Origin of the sequence: Fluviibacterium sp. S390, from assembly GCF_049800695.1 — a bacterium.
Taxonomy (GTDB): Bacteria; Pseudomonadota; Alphaproteobacteria; order Rhodobacterales; family Rhodobacteraceae; genus Meridianimarinicoccus.
In genome coordinates, this window is record NZ_JBNAFN010000011.1 from 69,324 (window position 1) to 84,012 (window position 14,689).

Consider the following 14,689-nt stretch of genomic DNA (forward strand, 5'->3'; position numbering starts at 1 on the left):
TTCAGCCGCGCGGAAATGTCGGTGGCGCCCCGTCAGCGCCACCGAACCGGGTTTGAGATCAGCGGAAGAGCGACAGGACGTTCTGCGGCGCCTGGTTGGCGATCGACAGCGCCTGGATCCCCAGTTGCTGTTGAACCTGAAGCGCTTGCAGGCGGGCTGAAGCCTCTTCCATATCGGCATCCACCATCGATCCGATCCCGGCCTTCAGGGAATCGGTCAGCTTGGAGACAAAGTCGGCCTGGATCTCGATCTGTCCTGCGTCGGACCCGAAAGCGGCGGCCGCGTCGATCGCCGTGTCGGTCAGCGTTTCAATGGAACCAAGTGCGGTCTGGGCGTTGGCCAGGCTGGTCACATCCAGCGACTGCAGGGCCGCCAGCGATCCCGAACCGGCATTGGTAAAGCTGGCCGAGATCGAGATGGTCCCGGTGCCGGTGTTGGTGAAGTCCAACTCTCCAGGGTTGGAAGTGTCGTAGTCCACCGTCAGATTGGCGTTGCCCAGGGCTTCGATCTCGGCCTTCATCGCGGTGGCGATCACATCCGCCGACGAGGTTGCGGCCAGGTCGGCGGCCGTCACCGTGTAGGAAGCGGTTTCGGTACCCACGCGCACTGACAGTGTGTCGCCCGCGGCAAGTCCTGCGGCCGAGATGGTCAGCTGATCGTTGTCGCTGCCGCCGCCGACATCCAGCGACATGGACGCCGCATCGCCCGCAGTCGAGGCATAGCCGTTGGCCACGGTGAAGACGTTCGCTGCCACATAGCCGGTGGTCGACAGATCCTGAGCGGCCACCGTGATGTAGGAGGGCGTCACGTTGCCCGATGCGTCACGATCCAGCGAGGACAGCACATCGGTGCTGGCGGTGGACCCGTCCACAAGGTTCAGACCGTTGAACTGGGCCGCCCCGACAACCGAGGCGATCTGCTCTTTCAGCGCGGTCACATCGGCGTTCAGCTTGGTCCGATCGACGTTGTCACCGGTCGCGGCAACGATCTTTTCCTTCATCTTGCCGAGCAGGTCGGTGATGGTTTCCGCTGCCTGCTGCGCCACCGCCACGGTGGATTCGCCCAAGGCGAGACTGTCGGAGATTGCCTTGAAGCCGGTCACATCCGATTCCATCACTTTCGAGATTGCCCAGATTGCGGAATTGTCCTTGGCGGTTGCCACCGACTTGCCGGTGGAAATTTCCCCTTGCGTCTTTTCAAGGCCCGAGTTGACGCCCTTGAGGGTTTGCAGCGCGATCATGGCGCTGGTGTTGGTCAGAATGCTGGACATGGTTTTCAATCCTCTACTAGGGCGCTTTTGCGCCCGTTTGTCCCAACCGCACGGCTGTGCGGCCATGGCCGTCGTTCTGACTGATGCGGATGTATCTGCCCCCGCGCCGCCCCGTCCGGAGCGCAAGCAGACACTAGGTCGCCAGGGCCTAAGACTTCCCTAAACGGCTGACTTGAAAGCCTAAAAATTGAGGAAACTGGTTTGCACTTCAAGCACGGGTGCCGCGAATATGCGGCGCCACGGTCTTGCGGCGGCCGTCTGCGGCATAGAAATCGGCGCCACCCTGCAGCCTGCGCAAATCCGCGAGGCGCGTCAGGACGCTGCGAATCCCCTCGCCCGCTGCCTTCAGCGCCGCCTGGTTGCGCACAGCCCTTTGTTGCAAGCGGATCTGGTCCTGGGTGGACAGCGGGTTGGCCGCGACGGCGTCCAGCAAGATCGGTTTTTGGGACAAAATTTCATCAAGTTGTGTGAATTTCCCCTGCCGGACCGCGGCGAATTCAGCGTCAAGCAGGGCGAAAAGTTCTGCAACACTGGATTGGGTCATCCTGCCACCCTCCGCGTGAGCGCCGCGAAGATCGATTCGGCCAGTCCAATTCCACCACCTTCGACCATCCGATCGGCCTGAGCCTGATGCAGGAAGGACTGGAATTGCTCCTCACCAGTGCCGCCGCCAAAGGCGCTTTCACCCGCCACGACGCTGGTGGATTTCAGCATCTCTGCAAGGAATTGGGCCTCAAGCTGTTGCGCGGCCTTGTGTAGCGCAGCGTGCTGTTGCGTCGTGCGGTCGGAAGGGGGGACAGCCATCATGGTTGGCAGGGGCATCATGCTGAAATCTCCAATTGTACGGATTGCCGCCAGAGTTTCCCGATCGCGGTAAAGAAGTGGTAAGCCCTGCCGCTGCAATCTGCCGGAAACGGAGTGCACAGATGCCCATGATCGCGGAATCCAGCCCAGCGGCTGTTTCACGAAAACTGTCCGAGTCGCCCGGAACAATGCCGGATGTACCTGCGGAGTCGTCGGCGGGGAGGATCGGTTTTTCCGATTTCATGATCCCAGCGTCCGATGCGCAGGCGGTGTTCGACAAGGTGGTGTCGCAGGATCAAGCCGCGCCTGGCGGGGAACCGACTGCGGACACCGAGGAAGATGCCGCAGCACCTACGGTGACACCGCAGGAGGAACTCACCGCCGTTGCGTTTTCGGCTCCAACCTCTCCGCCCACGACTGGAACACCGTTCTGGACATCGGGGGGCAGCCCGCAAGACGCACAGGCGATCGAGATGACGTCCGCGCCCGCATTGCATCCTTTGGATATCCGCCGTTCTGACCCTGTCAGGGCACACGTCCCGGCAAGTCTGCAAGGTGCCAGCCTCTCTCAATCAACGCCAGGCACGCCAGGTTTTTCTTCCGGTCCGCTGGACGGCACCCGGTTGGCCGCCAGTCCCGGGCCTTCGCCGCTTGGGAAAGGCAAGGCGTCACCAGCGCGGGCCGATTCCCTGGTGCCTTCGGCACAGGCCAGCAATCAGGATTCGATACGTTCGGTCGAAACAGGCCCAACGCCTGCGCAAGGTTCACCTGGCCTGCCCGCAATGCCCTTGAACGGCCCTTCGAAACCGGCCCTGCAGACACAAGCGCAATCGGACACGGTCGAGTCGATCTTCTTGGCAGAGGGGATAGGACCAAGCTCTTTGGAAACGAGGGGGGCGCAATCGACAACTGGCCTGACCCTGACGCACAACGCGCCACGCGCGCCATCCGCGCCCGTCCTGTCGCAGATTGTCGATGCCATCCGGATGACATCGGATGGCAGCATTGATATCGCGCTGTCGCCCGAAGAGCTCGGGCGCGTTCGCCTTGTCTTGCAGGCCAGCGACACCGGGTTGCAGGTCAACATCCAGTCGGAACGCTCTGAAACGCTCGACCTGTTGCGCCGGCATATCGATCAATTGCACGAAGATCTGAGTGCCGCAGGCTTCGCCGACGTGAATTTCTCCTTCGGGCGATCCTCCCGACAGTCCTCCTCTGATCCGCTGGAAGACGCCGCCTCGACCGGGGTGATCCCCGCGCCGGAAGATCCCGAAATCCCGGCTTTGGCGACCCTGCAATCGTCAGGCGATTTCACCGACCTGCGCCTGAACCTGAGACTGTGAGGCCCCTATGATCTCGTCCATTCCCTCCCCCACGTCCCCCTCTCCCGCCACCGCCGGAAACAGTGGCCAGACCGCGACCATCAGTTCGGATTTCGACACCTTCCTGACGATGCTCACGGCACAGATCCAGAATCAGGATCCTCTCAACCCGATGGATTCGACAGACTATGCGGTGCAACTGGCCACTTTCTCCGGGGTCGAACAGCAGGTGCAGACCAACGAACTGCTGCGCGGCCTGTCGGGCGGTGGCCTGTCGGGGATCGAAAACTACGCGGGTTGGGTCGGGATGAGCGCCCGCACCGACGCCCCGGTGCACTTCGATGGCACGCCGGTCGAGGTTCACTTCGACAGCCCGCCCGGCCTGAAATCGGCTGAACTTGTGGTGTCCTCCGCAACGGGCCAGGAAATCCATCGCCGCTCCGTTCTGAACCAGACGCCGCCCTATTCCTGGGATGGGATCTCTCCGGGCGGCAATGCGCTGCTGAACGGCCATTACCGGCTGCATGTGGCGGCGACGACTGCCGATGGAACACCCCAGACCCTGCCGGTGACCAGCTTTTCCACGGTGCAGGAAGTGCGGAACGGGCTGAACGGACCCGAGATCGTGTTGGACCACGGAGGTGCGGTGGCCGTGGGCAGCGTCGCGGCGCTCCGCCAGAAATAGGGCCATCTGTTGTTTCCCCTGCACGAACGCCGTAAGGCATCGCGAAACACGCGCCCGGTCGGGCGCCAAGGGGGTGAGGCCACGGCGGGTGCTGCACGCAAACTCGATCATCGGGCGCATTCCGTTGTCCTTGCGCCAATCGCTGGTGCGTGCCGGATATGTGCCGCGCAACGCCCGGTGGCAGACCCTGCACGGAGGGCGCGTCAGCCGGGTCTTCCTGATCTCGGCCACGGGCAGCGCCCGCAGCGGCGCCCCGCATGGGCTGGTCTGCAAGCTGACCCATCCTGCGTGTTCCAGCCCGCTGTTTCCGGTGGATCCGGTTCTGGAAGCGCGGGCGATGACGGCCCTCGGACCACGATTTTCGGTGACGCCCCGGACCCTGATCGCCTGGGGGCAGGCCAGCTGTTTGCTCTACCCCTATGTTCCCGAGACCGAAACAGACCTGCGGTCCGAGGACGTCGGCAGTGTCTTGCGCGCTCTGCACGACACGCGGTTGCGTCCGAACGTGGTGCGGGCAAGGCGTCCGGTGTTTGCAGCCTCTCTGGTGCACTTGGGGCTTGGGTATCTGCAGAACGCGGGATGGTCCGAACAACGGCTGGCGCGGATCGAAGCCGCGCTGCGCGTCCCAACCCACGGCAACGTGCTGCTTCACGGCGATCCGGTGCGCGCCAACATCCTGTCGACCCGCAGCGGCCCGCGCTTGATCGACTGGCAATGCATCGGGCGGGGCGATCCCTGTCTTGACCTCTTCCTCGCCCTGTCTCCGGCCATGCATCGGATTTACGGCGGCGGTGCATCCCCGTTGGAACCGCGCGCGGTGTTGTCGGGTTACGGATCGACCGAAACAGCGCAACGGTATCGCGATCTGGCACCGGCCCTGCATGTGCAAATGATCGGCCATTGCCTGTGGCGCGCGCAGCGGGGGGACGTCGACTATCTAGAGGCGCTGGAAGTCGAGCAGGCGCAGCTTGCACGCCTGCTCTAGAGGGTCAAAGCACCGTCCGGCATGGGGGTCGAACGCAACACGCGCGACTGCGGTCTTGATCGACGCCCCGACACTGGCACTGCGGCATCACAGGGCACCTGCCGCACCCAGCCTCACCCCAGAGAGGCCACCACAACCGCCACCAGTGCCATGCCGCCCGCGCCCAGGGCCGCCCAGTTGAGTTTCGTCCGCAGCGGCACCGTTGCCGGCACCTGCGGCGGATGCATCTGTTCCACCAACAGCTTCTCGACCAGCCCCGGCAACCGGGGTCCGAACCGTGCCAGAACCTGCCCGGTGCGCACCAGATCGCGCATCGCCGCGCGCGGGCCGATGCTCTTCTTGATGTAATCCTCGACCACCGGATGGGCCACGTCCCAGATGTTGATATGCGGGTCCAGAGAACGGGCCACGCCTTCGACCACCACCATGGTGCGTTGAAGAAGGATCAGCTCGGTTCGGGTCTCCATCCCGAATTTCTCTGTTACTTCAAACAGATAATTCAGAAGCCGCGCCATCGAGATTCGCGTGGCATCCATGCCGAAAATCGGCTCGCCCACCGCGCGCAGGGCGCGGGCGAATTCGTCGATATCGCGGTCCGCGGGCACATAGCCGGCTTCGAAATGCACCTCGGCCACCCGGTGATAGTCCTTGCGGATGAACCCATAGAGGATCTCGGCATAGACCCGGCGCGTGTATTCGTCGATCCGCCCCATGATCCCGAAATCCAGCGCGATGATCTCGCTTTCAGCGGAAATCTTCAGGTTGCCCTGATGCATGTCGGCGTGGAAATAGCCGTCGCGCAGCGCCTGTTTCAGGAAGCCCTGCAGGATCCGCGCCGCCAGATCCGCCTTGTCGTGACCGGCCGCATTGATGGCATCCAGATCGCTGGCGGCGACGCCTTCGGCCCAATCCATCGTCATCACCCGGCGCCCGGACAGCCCCCAATGCACCTTGGGCACCACGAAACCCTCGTCATTGGCGGTGGTCGCGGCGAATTCCGCCGCTGCCGAGGCTTCCAGCCGCAGGTCAAGCTCGCCCATCACCACCCCTTCGAAATGGGTGATGACATCGTTGGGCCGCAAACGCCGCGAGGCCGGAGACAGCGTCTCGATCAGGCTGGCGGTCAGGTAGAAGGCGTCGATGTCCTTGCGGAATGCCTTTTCGATGCCCGGACGCAGGACCTTGACGGCGACCTTCTCGCCGGTCGAGGCCAGCCGCGCCATGTGGACCTGCGCGATCGAAGCCGCGGCCACCGGCGCGCTGAACTCGGAAAACACCTCATCGACATCGATCTCAAGCTCGCGCGCGACCTCGGCCTTGGCCTCCTCCACCGAGAACGGGGGCAGCTTGTCCTGCAGCACCGACAGTTGCCGGGCCAGATCATCGCCCACCACATCGGGACGCGTCGACAGCACCTGCCCGAACTTGATGTAGGCCGGACCCAGCGCGGTCAGCGCCCGCGTGGCCGGCGGCATCGACATGTCGCCCTTCAATCCCAGCGGCGCAAAGGGCCAGCCCAGCACCCGCGCCGCCATGCGCAGGCTGGCCGGTGCCCGGAAGGCATCCAGAACCACGCTCATGGCGCCGGTCCGTTCGAACGTGGCGCCGGTGCGGATCAGGCGCCAGATGTTGTGGGGACCGCGCACTTACAGTTTCCAGCCCGAATGCAGGGCCGCGATGCCCATCGACAGATTGCGGAATTTCACCTGATCGAACCCGGCGGTGCGGATCATCCCGGCAAAGGTTTCCTGATCGGGAAACTTTCGGATCGATTCCACCAGGTACTGATAGCTGTCGCGATCCTGGGCGATGACCTGCCCCATCTGCGGGATCACGTTGTAGGAATAGCGATCATAGGCCCATTGCATCGCCGGGTTCGGCAGTTGGCTGAATTCCAGCACCATCAGGCGGCCACCGGGACGCAGCACGCGGAAGGCCTCGTTCAGGGCGTCCTGCACGCGGGTGACGTTACGGATGCCGAAACTGATCGTGTAGCGGTCGAAGGTGTTGTCGGCGAAAGGCAGGGCCATGGCGTCGCCGACGATCCAGTCAAGCCGATCCGACAGGGCCTCGGCCTCGGCGCGCTGACGCCCGGCTTCCAGCATCGACGCTGTCAGGTCCAGCACCGTGACCTGTGCCTCGGGGGCGCGCTTCAGGAAACGAAAGGCGATGTCGCCGGTACCGCCGGCCACGTCCAGCAGGCGCTGGCCGTCGCGCGGGGCCAGCCAATCCATCATCGCGTCTTTCCACAGGCGATGCACGCCCACCGACATCACGTCGTTCATGACATCATAGCGCGAGGCGACCGAGGTAAAGACCCCCTGCACCAGTCCGGCCTTGTCTTCTTCGGGAACTTCACGGTTTCCGAAATGCGTCGTGCTGCTCTTGTCCTGGGTCATCGCTCTTGCCGTTGTCGGGTCCAAGCCTTCTTATAGGGCGCTGGCGCGCCGATACAACGCGTCCACCCCGTGCATTCAGCCGCAGGAGTCCGTGATGCCCGAATTACCCGAGGTCGAGACCGTGCGCCGCGGCCTGGAACCCGTCATGACCGGGCGGGTCATCACCACGGCCCTGGTGCGCCGACCCGATCTGCGCTGGCCGTTTCCGCCCGACATGGCGGCACGGCTGACCGGGCAAAGGGTGCTGGCCCTGCGGCGGCGGTCAAAATACATCCTGTGTGATCTTTCGGGTGGCGAGACCCTGATCTGGCACCTGGGCATGTCGGGCCGGGTGCTGATTTCGGCCCCAGAGACCGCGGTGTCGCAACCGGGCGGCTTTCATCACACCCACCCCGCACCACAGAAGCACGATCACGTGGTGCTGTCCTTCGATCAGGGGGCACAGGTGGTTTTCAACGATCCCCGGCGATTCGGCGCGATGGATCTGGCGCCCACCGAAATGGTCGAACAGCATCGCCTGCTGGCCGGACTGGGCCCCGAACCGCTGGGCAACGGCTTTCACGAGGCGCATCTGGTGGCCGCCTTCAAGGGCCGCGCCGCACCGGTCAAATCGGCGCTGCTGGATCAGCGGATCGTGGCCGGGCTGGGCAACATCTATGTCTGCGAGGCGCTGCATCGCGCCGGAATCGCCCCGACCCGCAAGGCCGGCAAGATTGCCGCCGCGCGCACCGCCGCGCTGGTGCCCATCATTCGGACAGTTCTGCACGAGGCCATCGCCGCCGGAGGCTCGACCCTGAAAGACCACCGGCAACCGGACGGCGAGCTGGGCTATTTTCAGCACAGTTTTCAAGCCTATGGCCGCGAAGGCGCCCCCTGTCTGCAACCCGGTTGTGGCGGCACCATTCGGCGGATCGTGCAATCGGGACGATCCAGCTTCTATTGCCCGGCCTGCCAAAGATAGCTTGAAACCGCCGCAAATCGCCTGCTAAGGCGTGGGACTGCTGAAACTGTTATGGCAGGTACCCATGGCCTACGAGACGCTGATCCTCGAGATTGAAGACCACGTCGCGCTGATCACGCTCAACCGCCCCGAGGCGATGAACGCCTTGAACATCCAACTCATGGGCGAGCTGTGCGACGCGTTGAGCATGATCGAGGGGAACGACAAGGTTCGCTGCACGATCATCACCGGCAACGAAAAGGCCTTTGCGGCCGGGGCAGACATCACCGAACTGGCGGAAAAGTCCTTCGTCGATGTCTATATCACCGATCACTTCGGGCCGCTGACCCGGCAATTCCAGGATTGCCGCAAGCCGATCATCGCCGCTGTCGCGGGCTATGCCCTGGGCGGCGGTTGCGAACTGGCCATGATGTGCGATTTCATCATCGCGGCAGAATCGGCGAAATTCGGCCAGCCCGAGATCAACCTTGGCGTGAACGCCGCCCTGGGCGGCACCCAGCGCCTGACCCGCGCCGTGGGCAAGGCGAAGTCCATGGACATGCATCTGACCGGCCGCTTCATGAAGGCCGAAGAGGCCGAACGGTCGGGTCTGGTCAGCCGCGTGGTGCCGGGCAAGTCCCTGCTGGACGAAGCGCGCACCGCCGCCCTGAAAATTGCCGAAAAGTCGCGGATCACCGTGATGGCCGTCAAGGAAACCGTGAACCAGAGCCAGGAAATGTCGCTGTCCGACGGGCTTCTGTTCGAACGGCGTACCTTCCACATGATGTTCGCCAGCGCTGACCAGACCGAAGGCATGGAGGCTTTCGCCCAGAAGCGCGACCCGCAGTTCCGCGACAAGTAGCGGGAAAACGGTGCAAGGCGGTTGACTTGCCGGCGAGTCGCGTCTAGACGGCTGGCTTCATCGGATTTCACCCCAAAACTGGGAAGAACGACTATGGCTAATACGCCCCAATCCAAAAAGCGCGCCCGCCAGAACGAGCGTCGCTACGCCGTCAACAAGGCGCGCCGGTCGCGTATCCGCACCTTCCTGCGCAATGTCGAAGAAGCCATTGCATCGGGGGACAAGGATGCAGCGTCCACCGCTCTGCGCGAAGCTCAGCCCGAGCTGATGCGCGGCGTGACCAAAGGTGTGTTCCACAAGAACACCGTATCGCGCAAGATGTCGCGCCTGTCGGCCCGCGTCAAAGCGATCGGTTAACACCACCTTAACGGGAAACCGTGTCGAGGGAGGTCCGCTTGGGCCTCCTTTTTTCTTGTCTACCGTGTGTCCAGAATCGCACGCCTCCACCCTATTGTTTTTGCTTCTATTTTTCGAAAATCTGGATTCGATTTCGGCAATCGACATGTCAATATGTAAGTTCTGTTGCGCCGGACGAGGCCCGATTGCTAGTGTCATCCTGCGATTCACATCGTCTTTGGGGGACATGAGATACGCACCACGAAATGGAAGTTGATCCTTGCGGGGGTAACGGATGATTGGCCGGTTCCGACCGGTTTGAGGTGGCGTAAGCTCTGGCTGTGTCCGGTGTTTTCACCGGAGGAGGGGCCAGCTTTGAACGGATAAGGGCATCCGTTCAATCGAAGCGTGTCCATTATTTGGCAGACCGCTCTGTGCGGCAACTTCCGGTTTTCGGGGGTTCTGAAGCAGTGCGGATCCCCGGCTCGGGGCAAGCGGGCCGTGTCGCGTGGCGACAAACCGGTTTCGACCGGACGGGACAGGTTTGTCGGGATGTGTGAATGCAGGACAGGGGCATCCGCGCCAGGCACGCGGTCAGGAACGAATGGGCTGAAAAGAATGACAAACGAAATATGGGGCGAGGTTCAACTCGCTCTTCGGCAGTCAGTGGGCGATCACAACTACAAGACATGGATCAGCCCGATCGAGTTCAACACTTTCGAGGATGGCGTTGCCCATTTTCACGTTCCCACCAATTTCATCGGCACCTGGGTAAACCGGAATTACGCCGACAAGATCCTGGCGCATCTGCACTCTGCCGGGGCCAAGGTGCGCCGCATCGAATTCGACGTGCGTCTGGCCGGCAGTCCGATCGCGGCTGCAGCCACCGCCGATGCACCGGCCATGGCCACCGCCGAGGTGGCCGCCGTGGCCGCCGCACCCGCGCTGGCAACGCCCCAGGTCCAGGCCTCCGCCCCTGCCCCCCGGATCGAGGAGCCCGGCGGCAAGCTGGATGCCCGCTATACCTTTGACCGCTTCGTCGTCGGCCCGCCCAACGAACTGGCCCATGCTGCCGCCCGCCGCGTGGCCGAAGGCGGCCCGGTGAATTTCAACCCGCTGTTCCTTTATGGCGGCGTCGGGCTGGGCAAGACCCACCTGATGCACGCGATCGCCTGGGAGTTGCAAAAGAACAAGCCCGAGCTTCAGATTGTCTATCTGTCTGCCGAACAGTTCATGTACCGCTTCGTGCAGGCGCTGCGCGAACGCGAGATGATGAACTTCAAGCAACTGTTCCGCTCGGTCGATGTGCTGATGGTCGATGACGTGCAGTTCATCGCCGGCAAGGACAGCACCCAGGACGAATTCTTCCATACGTTCAATGCCCTGGTGGATCAGCGCAAGCAGATCATCATCTCGGGCGACCGCGCGCCGGGCGAGATGACCGAGATGGAGGAGCGCATCAAGTCGCGCCTGCAATGCGGTCTGGTTGTGGACCTGCACCCCACCGATTACGAACTGCGCCTCGGCATCCTTCAGCAGAAGGTCGAAGTCTATGCCCAGCAGTATCCCGGTCTGGTGATCGGCTCGGGCGTTCTGGAGTTCCTCGCGCATCGCATCTCGACCAACGTGCGGGTGCTGGAAGGCGCGCTGATCCGGCTTTGCGCGCTGGCCAACCTTTGCGGCCGCGAAGTCACCATGGAAATGACGCAGGATTGCCTGTCAGACGTGCTGCGCGTCTCGGAACGCAAGGTCACCGTCGAGGAGATCCAGCGCCGGGTGTCGGAACACTACAACATCCGCCTCAGCGAGCTGATCGGCCCGACCCGCGTGCGCACCATCGCCCGCCCGCGCCAGATCGCCATGTATCTGTCCAAGTCCCTGACCTCGCGCTCGCTGCCCGAGATCGGGCGCAAGTTCGGCGGCCGCGATCACACCACGATCATGCACGGCGTCAAGCGGATCGAGGAATTGCGCCTGAAAGACAGTCAGGTTGCCGATGATCTGGAGTTGCTGCGCCGCGCTTTGGAAGCCTGAGGCTGCCAGCGCGCGGAAAACCCGTAAAAAATCGCAGAAAACGGCTTGTACCATGTCAGAAATCCGCTAGCGTCACACTCCCTTGTGAGCTGAGGACCGTGGCATGAAACTGAGTATCGAACGCGGCACGTTGCTGAAAGCGGTGTCCCAGGCGCAATCCGTTGTCGAACGGCGCAACACCATCCCGATCCTCTCGAACGTCCTGATCGAAGCCGAAGGCGCGGCCGTGCGGTTCCGCGCCACCGACCTGGACATCGAGGTTCTGGACACCGCCCCGGCCCAGGTCCATCAGGCCGGTGCCACCACGGTGTCCGCGGTCACCTTCCACGAAATCGTGCGCAAGCTGCCCGATGGCGCCCTGGTCGAACTGACCGCCGACAGCACCAGCAACACCCTGAAGGTCGAAGCCGGGCGCGCCCAGTTCACCCTGGCCACGCTGCCGAAGGAAGATTTCCCGGTGATGGCCACCGCCGAATACGCGGCCAATTTCACAGCCACCGCCGGCACCCTGAAGCGCCTGTTCGACAAATCGAAATTTGCCATCTCGACCGAAGAAACCCGGTACTATCTGAACGGCGTCTACATGCATGTCGCCGATGCGGGCGGCCAGCCCACCCTGCGCTGCGTGGCCACCGACGGTCACCGTCTGGCCCGCATCGATGCGCCGCTGCCGCCGAAAGCCGACGACATGCCGGGCGTGATCGTGCCGCGCAAGACCGTGGGCGAATTGCGCAAGCTGCTGGAAGACGATGACGCCGAGATCGCGGTGTCGGTGTCGGAAACCAAGGTGCGCTTTGCCACCCCCGACATCACCCTGACGTCAAAGGTCATCGACGGCACTTTCCCCGATTACACCCGCGTCATTCCGGTCGGCAACACCCGCAAGCTGGAAGTCGACGCCTCGGATTTCGCGCGCGCCGTGGATCGCGTGGCCACCGTGTCGTCGGAACGCTCGCGCGCCGTCAAACTGGCGCTGGACGAGGATCGGCTGACCCTGTCGGTCAACGCCCCCGACAGCGGTGCCGCCGAGGAAGAACTGGCGGTGTCCTATGGCGACGAGCCGCTTGAGATCGGCTTCAACGCCAAGTACCTGCTGGAGATTGCCAGCCAGGTGGATCGCGAAAACGCCGTGTTCCTGTTCAATTCGGCGGGCGATCCGACCCTGATGCGCGAAGGCAGCGACGACTCGGCGGTCTATGTCGTGATGCCGATGCGGGTCTGACCCGCTGGCCGCGGCCTGACACCGGGCCCGCGACACCGCCCGCATGACCCGTGCCGTCACCCATCTGACCCTGTCGCATTTCCGGTCGCACCTGCGCGCCTCGGTTCAGGTAGACGCGCGGCCCGTGGCCCTGTTCGGTCCCAACGGCGCGGGCAAGACCAACCTTCTGGAAGCCATTTCCCTGCTGTCACCGGGGCGCGGGTTGCGCCGGGCCACGGCGGCCGACCTGGTGCGCCGCCCCGAGCAACTGGGCTGGCGCGTCGGCGCGCTGATCGATCTGGGCGCGCAGAAGCACGAGATCGACATCCGCGCCGAGGCCGGGCAACCGCGCAGCACCCGCATCGACGGCAAACCCGCCGCCCAGACCGAATTGGGGCGGCTGGTCCCCATGCTCTGGCTGGTGCCCAGCATGGACCGTCTGTGGCTGGAGGGGGCCGAGGGACGCCGCCGGTTCCTGGATCGCATGACGCTCAGCTTCTTTCCCGATCATGCCCGCGCGGCGCTGGCCTATGAAAAATCCATGCGCGACCGCAACCGTCTGCTGAAGGATCAGGTGCAGGACGCCCGCTGGTACGACGCGCTTGAGGCGCAAATGGCCGAGGCCGGGGCGCGGATGATCCAGAACCGGCAAGCGGCCCTGGGACAGATCGCGGCGGCGCAGAACGGTGCCGAAACGGCCTTTCCGACTCCGGATCTGGCGCTGCACTGGCCCGAGGACGCCGATCCGGGCGACACAGAGGATGCGCTGACCGCCGCCATGGCGCGCAGCCGGGCGGCCGATCTGCGCGCCGGGCGCAGCCTGACTGGCCCGCACCGGGTCGATCTGGAGGCCGTCTACAGCGCCAAGGGCGTCACTGCGGCGCAATGTTCGACCGGGGAACAGAAGGCGCTGCTGATCTCGCTGGTGCTGGCCAATGCCCGCGCGCTGCGCGACCGCGACGGCACCGCCCCGGTGCTGCTGCTGGACGAGATCGCGGCGCATCTGGACGAGACCCGCCGCGCCGCGCTGTACGACGAGATCTGCGCCCTGGGCGCGCAGGCCTGGATGACCGGCACCGACGCCCATCTGTTCGACGCGCTGGGGGCGCGGGGCCAGCATCTGGCGGTGTCCGAAGACGCGGGCACCAGCCGGGTCGATCCGGGTTTGCCCGGTTGACACTCCGGCTGCTCTTGAACGGCGGGACCGGCCCGATTATCCCGTCCCGATGACCGCATCCCTCTCCGATCTGGCGCTGTATGCCGCCGCCCTACTGGCCCTGTTCCTGACCCCCGGTCCTGTCTGGCTGGCCCTGTCCGCGCGCGCCCTGTCCGGCGGGTTCCCGGCTGCCTGGCCGCTTGCCCTGGGCGTGGTTGTGGGCGACGCGCTGTGGCCGTTTCTGGCCATTCTGGGGGTCAGCTGGATCGCACAGGAATTCGCAGGCTTCATGACCGTGCTGCGGTTTGTCGGGGTGGCGGTGTTCTGGATCATGGGGGTCAACCTGATCCGCCACGCAGATCGCGACCTGTCCACCGACAGCCGCCTGACCCGCCCCGGCATGTGGGCCGGGTTTCTGGCCGGGCTGGCGGTCATCCTCGGCAACCCCAAAGCGATCCTGTTCTACATGGGCATCCTGCCGGGCTTCTTCGATCTGACCCGGCTGACCAGTGCCGACATCGCCGCCATCGTGGGCCTGTCGATGGCGATTCCGCTGATCGGCAACCTGATCCTCGCGGCCTTCATCGACCGGATCCGGCGGGTGCTGACCTCGCCCGGGGCGCTGCGCCGGACCAACCTTGTCGCCGGCGGCCTGATGATCGCCGTCGGCTGTCTCATCCCCTTTACATAGCGCG

Annotated in this window: 15 protein-coding genes; 10 read left to right on the forward strand and 5 right to left on the reverse strand. The window is 64.1% G+C overall.

The annotated features are described in order from the left end of the window. Window positions 1-58: 58 nt before the first annotated feature. The 3 genes from ACP15K_RS10645 to ACP15K_RS10655 all read right to left on the reverse strand — a co-directional run bounded on the left by ACP15K_RS10645 (window position 59) and on the right by ACP15K_RS10655 (window position 2,236). Window positions 59-1,270: a flagellin gene (locus tag ACP15K_RS10645; RefSeq protein ID WP_193140367.1), complete on the reverse strand. Its 1,212-nt coding sequence runs from the start codon at window positions 1,268-1,270 to the stop codon at window positions 59-61. Between the two features lie 208 nt (window positions 1,271-1,478). Next, a complete protein-coding gene (locus ACP15K_RS10650; RefSeq protein ID WP_193140366.1) occupies window positions 1,479-1,814 on the reverse strand; it encodes a hypothetical protein in 336 nt (111 codons plus the stop codon). Continuing rightward, window positions 1,811-2,236, reverse strand: coding sequence for a rod-binding protein (locus tag ACP15K_RS10655; RefSeq protein WP_424990491.1), 426 nt, complete (start codon window positions 2,234-2,236; stop codon window positions 1,811-1,813). Before ACP15K_RS10655 ends, ACP15K_RS10650 begins: the two co-directional genes overlap by 4 nt. On the opposite strand from ACP15K_RS10655, the gene ACP15K_RS10660 reads away from it, so the two are divergent. From ACP15K_RS10660 to ACP15K_RS10670, 3 genes are all read left to right on the forward strand, one after another. After that, the gene (locus ACP15K_RS10660; RefSeq protein ID WP_424990492.1) at window positions 2,203-3,417 is read left to right on the forward strand and encodes a flagellar hook-length control protein FliK; all 1,215 of its coding nucleotides are present in this window, start codon (window positions 2,203-2,205) and stop codon (window positions 3,415-3,417) included. The genes ACP15K_RS10655 and ACP15K_RS10660 overlap by 34 nt on opposite strands. A gap of 7 nt (window positions 3,418-3,424) precedes the next feature. Continuing rightward, the gene (locus ACP15K_RS10665; RefSeq protein ID WP_424990493.1) at window positions 3,425-4,081 is read left to right on the forward strand and encodes a flagellar hook capping FlgD N-terminal domain-containing protein; all 657 of its coding nucleotides are present in this window, start codon (window positions 3,425-3,427) and stop codon (window positions 4,079-4,081) included. Between the two features lie 88 nt (window positions 4,082-4,169). Then, the gene (locus ACP15K_RS10670) at window positions 4,170-5,066 is read left to right on the forward strand and encodes a phosphotransferase family protein (protein ID WP_424990494.1); all 897 of its coding nucleotides are present in this window, start codon (window positions 4,170-4,172) and stop codon (window positions 5,064-5,066) included. Between the two features lie 113 nt (window positions 5,067-5,179). On the opposite strand, the gene ubiB is transcribed toward ACP15K_RS10670, so the two are convergent. Both ubiB and ubiE read right to left on the reverse strand, forming a co-directional pair. Then, entirely contained in the window at window positions 5,180-6,712 is a 1,533-nt protein-coding gene (gene ubiB / locus ACP15K_RS10675; RefSeq protein ID WP_193140362.1) for a 2-polyprenylphenol 6-hydroxylase, read from the reverse strand. After that, complete coding sequence (gene ubiE, locus ACP15K_RS10680) at window positions 6,713-7,465, reverse strand: bifunctional demethylmenaquinone methyltransferase/2-methoxy-6-polyprenyl-1,4-benzoquinol methylase UbiE (protein WP_193140361.1); 753 nt, start codon at window positions 7,463-7,465, stop codon at window positions 6,713-6,715. A gap of 94 nt (window positions 7,466-7,559) precedes the next feature. Here ubiE and mutM point away from each other — a divergent pair, with 94 nt between their 5' ends. The 7 genes from mutM (at window position 7,560) to ACP15K_RS10715 (ending at window position 14,685) form a co-directional block, all read left to right on the forward strand. Beyond that, window positions 7,560-8,426: a bifunctional DNA-formamidopyrimidine glycosylase/DNA-(apurinic or apyrimidinic site) lyase gene (gene mutM / locus ACP15K_RS10685; RefSeq protein ID WP_193140360.1), complete on the forward strand. Its 867-nt coding sequence runs from the start codon at window positions 7,560-7,562 to the stop codon at window positions 8,424-8,426. Between the two features lie 64 nt (window positions 8,427-8,490). Continuing rightward, window positions 8,491-9,267, forward strand: a complete 777-nt coding sequence (locus ACP15K_RS10690; protein ID WP_193140359.1) for an enoyl-CoA hydratase-related protein — start codon at window positions 8,491-8,493, stop codon at window positions 9,265-9,267. 93 nt (window positions 9,268-9,360) lie between these two features. After that, complete coding sequence (rpsT, locus tag ACP15K_RS10695) at window positions 9,361-9,624, forward strand: 30S ribosomal protein S20 (RefSeq protein WP_193140358.1); 264 nt, start codon at window positions 9,361-9,363, stop codon at window positions 9,622-9,624. 597 nt (window positions 9,625-10,221) lie between these two features. Then, window positions 10,222-11,637, forward strand: coding sequence for a chromosomal replication initiator protein DnaA (gene dnaA, locus ACP15K_RS10700; RefSeq protein ID WP_193140357.1), 1,416 nt, complete (start codon window positions 10,222-10,224; stop codon window positions 11,635-11,637). Window positions 11,638-11,740: 103 nt separating this feature from the next. Next, complete coding sequence (gene dnaN / locus ACP15K_RS10705; protein ID WP_193140356.1) at window positions 11,741-12,859, forward strand: DNA polymerase III subunit beta; 1,119 nt, start codon at window positions 11,741-11,743, stop codon at window positions 12,857-12,859. Between the two features lie 43 nt (window positions 12,860-12,902). Further along, window positions 12,903-14,015 (forward strand): DNA replication/repair protein RecF, encoded by a 1,113-nt coding sequence (recF, locus tag ACP15K_RS10710; protein WP_424990495.1) that lies wholly within the window; start codon window positions 12,903-12,905, stop codon window positions 14,013-14,015. Window positions 14,016-14,064: 49 nt separating this feature from the next. Continuing rightward, window positions 14,065-14,685 (forward strand): LysE family translocator, encoded by a 621-nt coding sequence (locus ACP15K_RS10715; RefSeq protein WP_424990496.1) that lies wholly within the window; start codon window positions 14,065-14,067, stop codon window positions 14,683-14,685. Window positions 14,686-14,689: the final 4 nt, after the last annotated feature.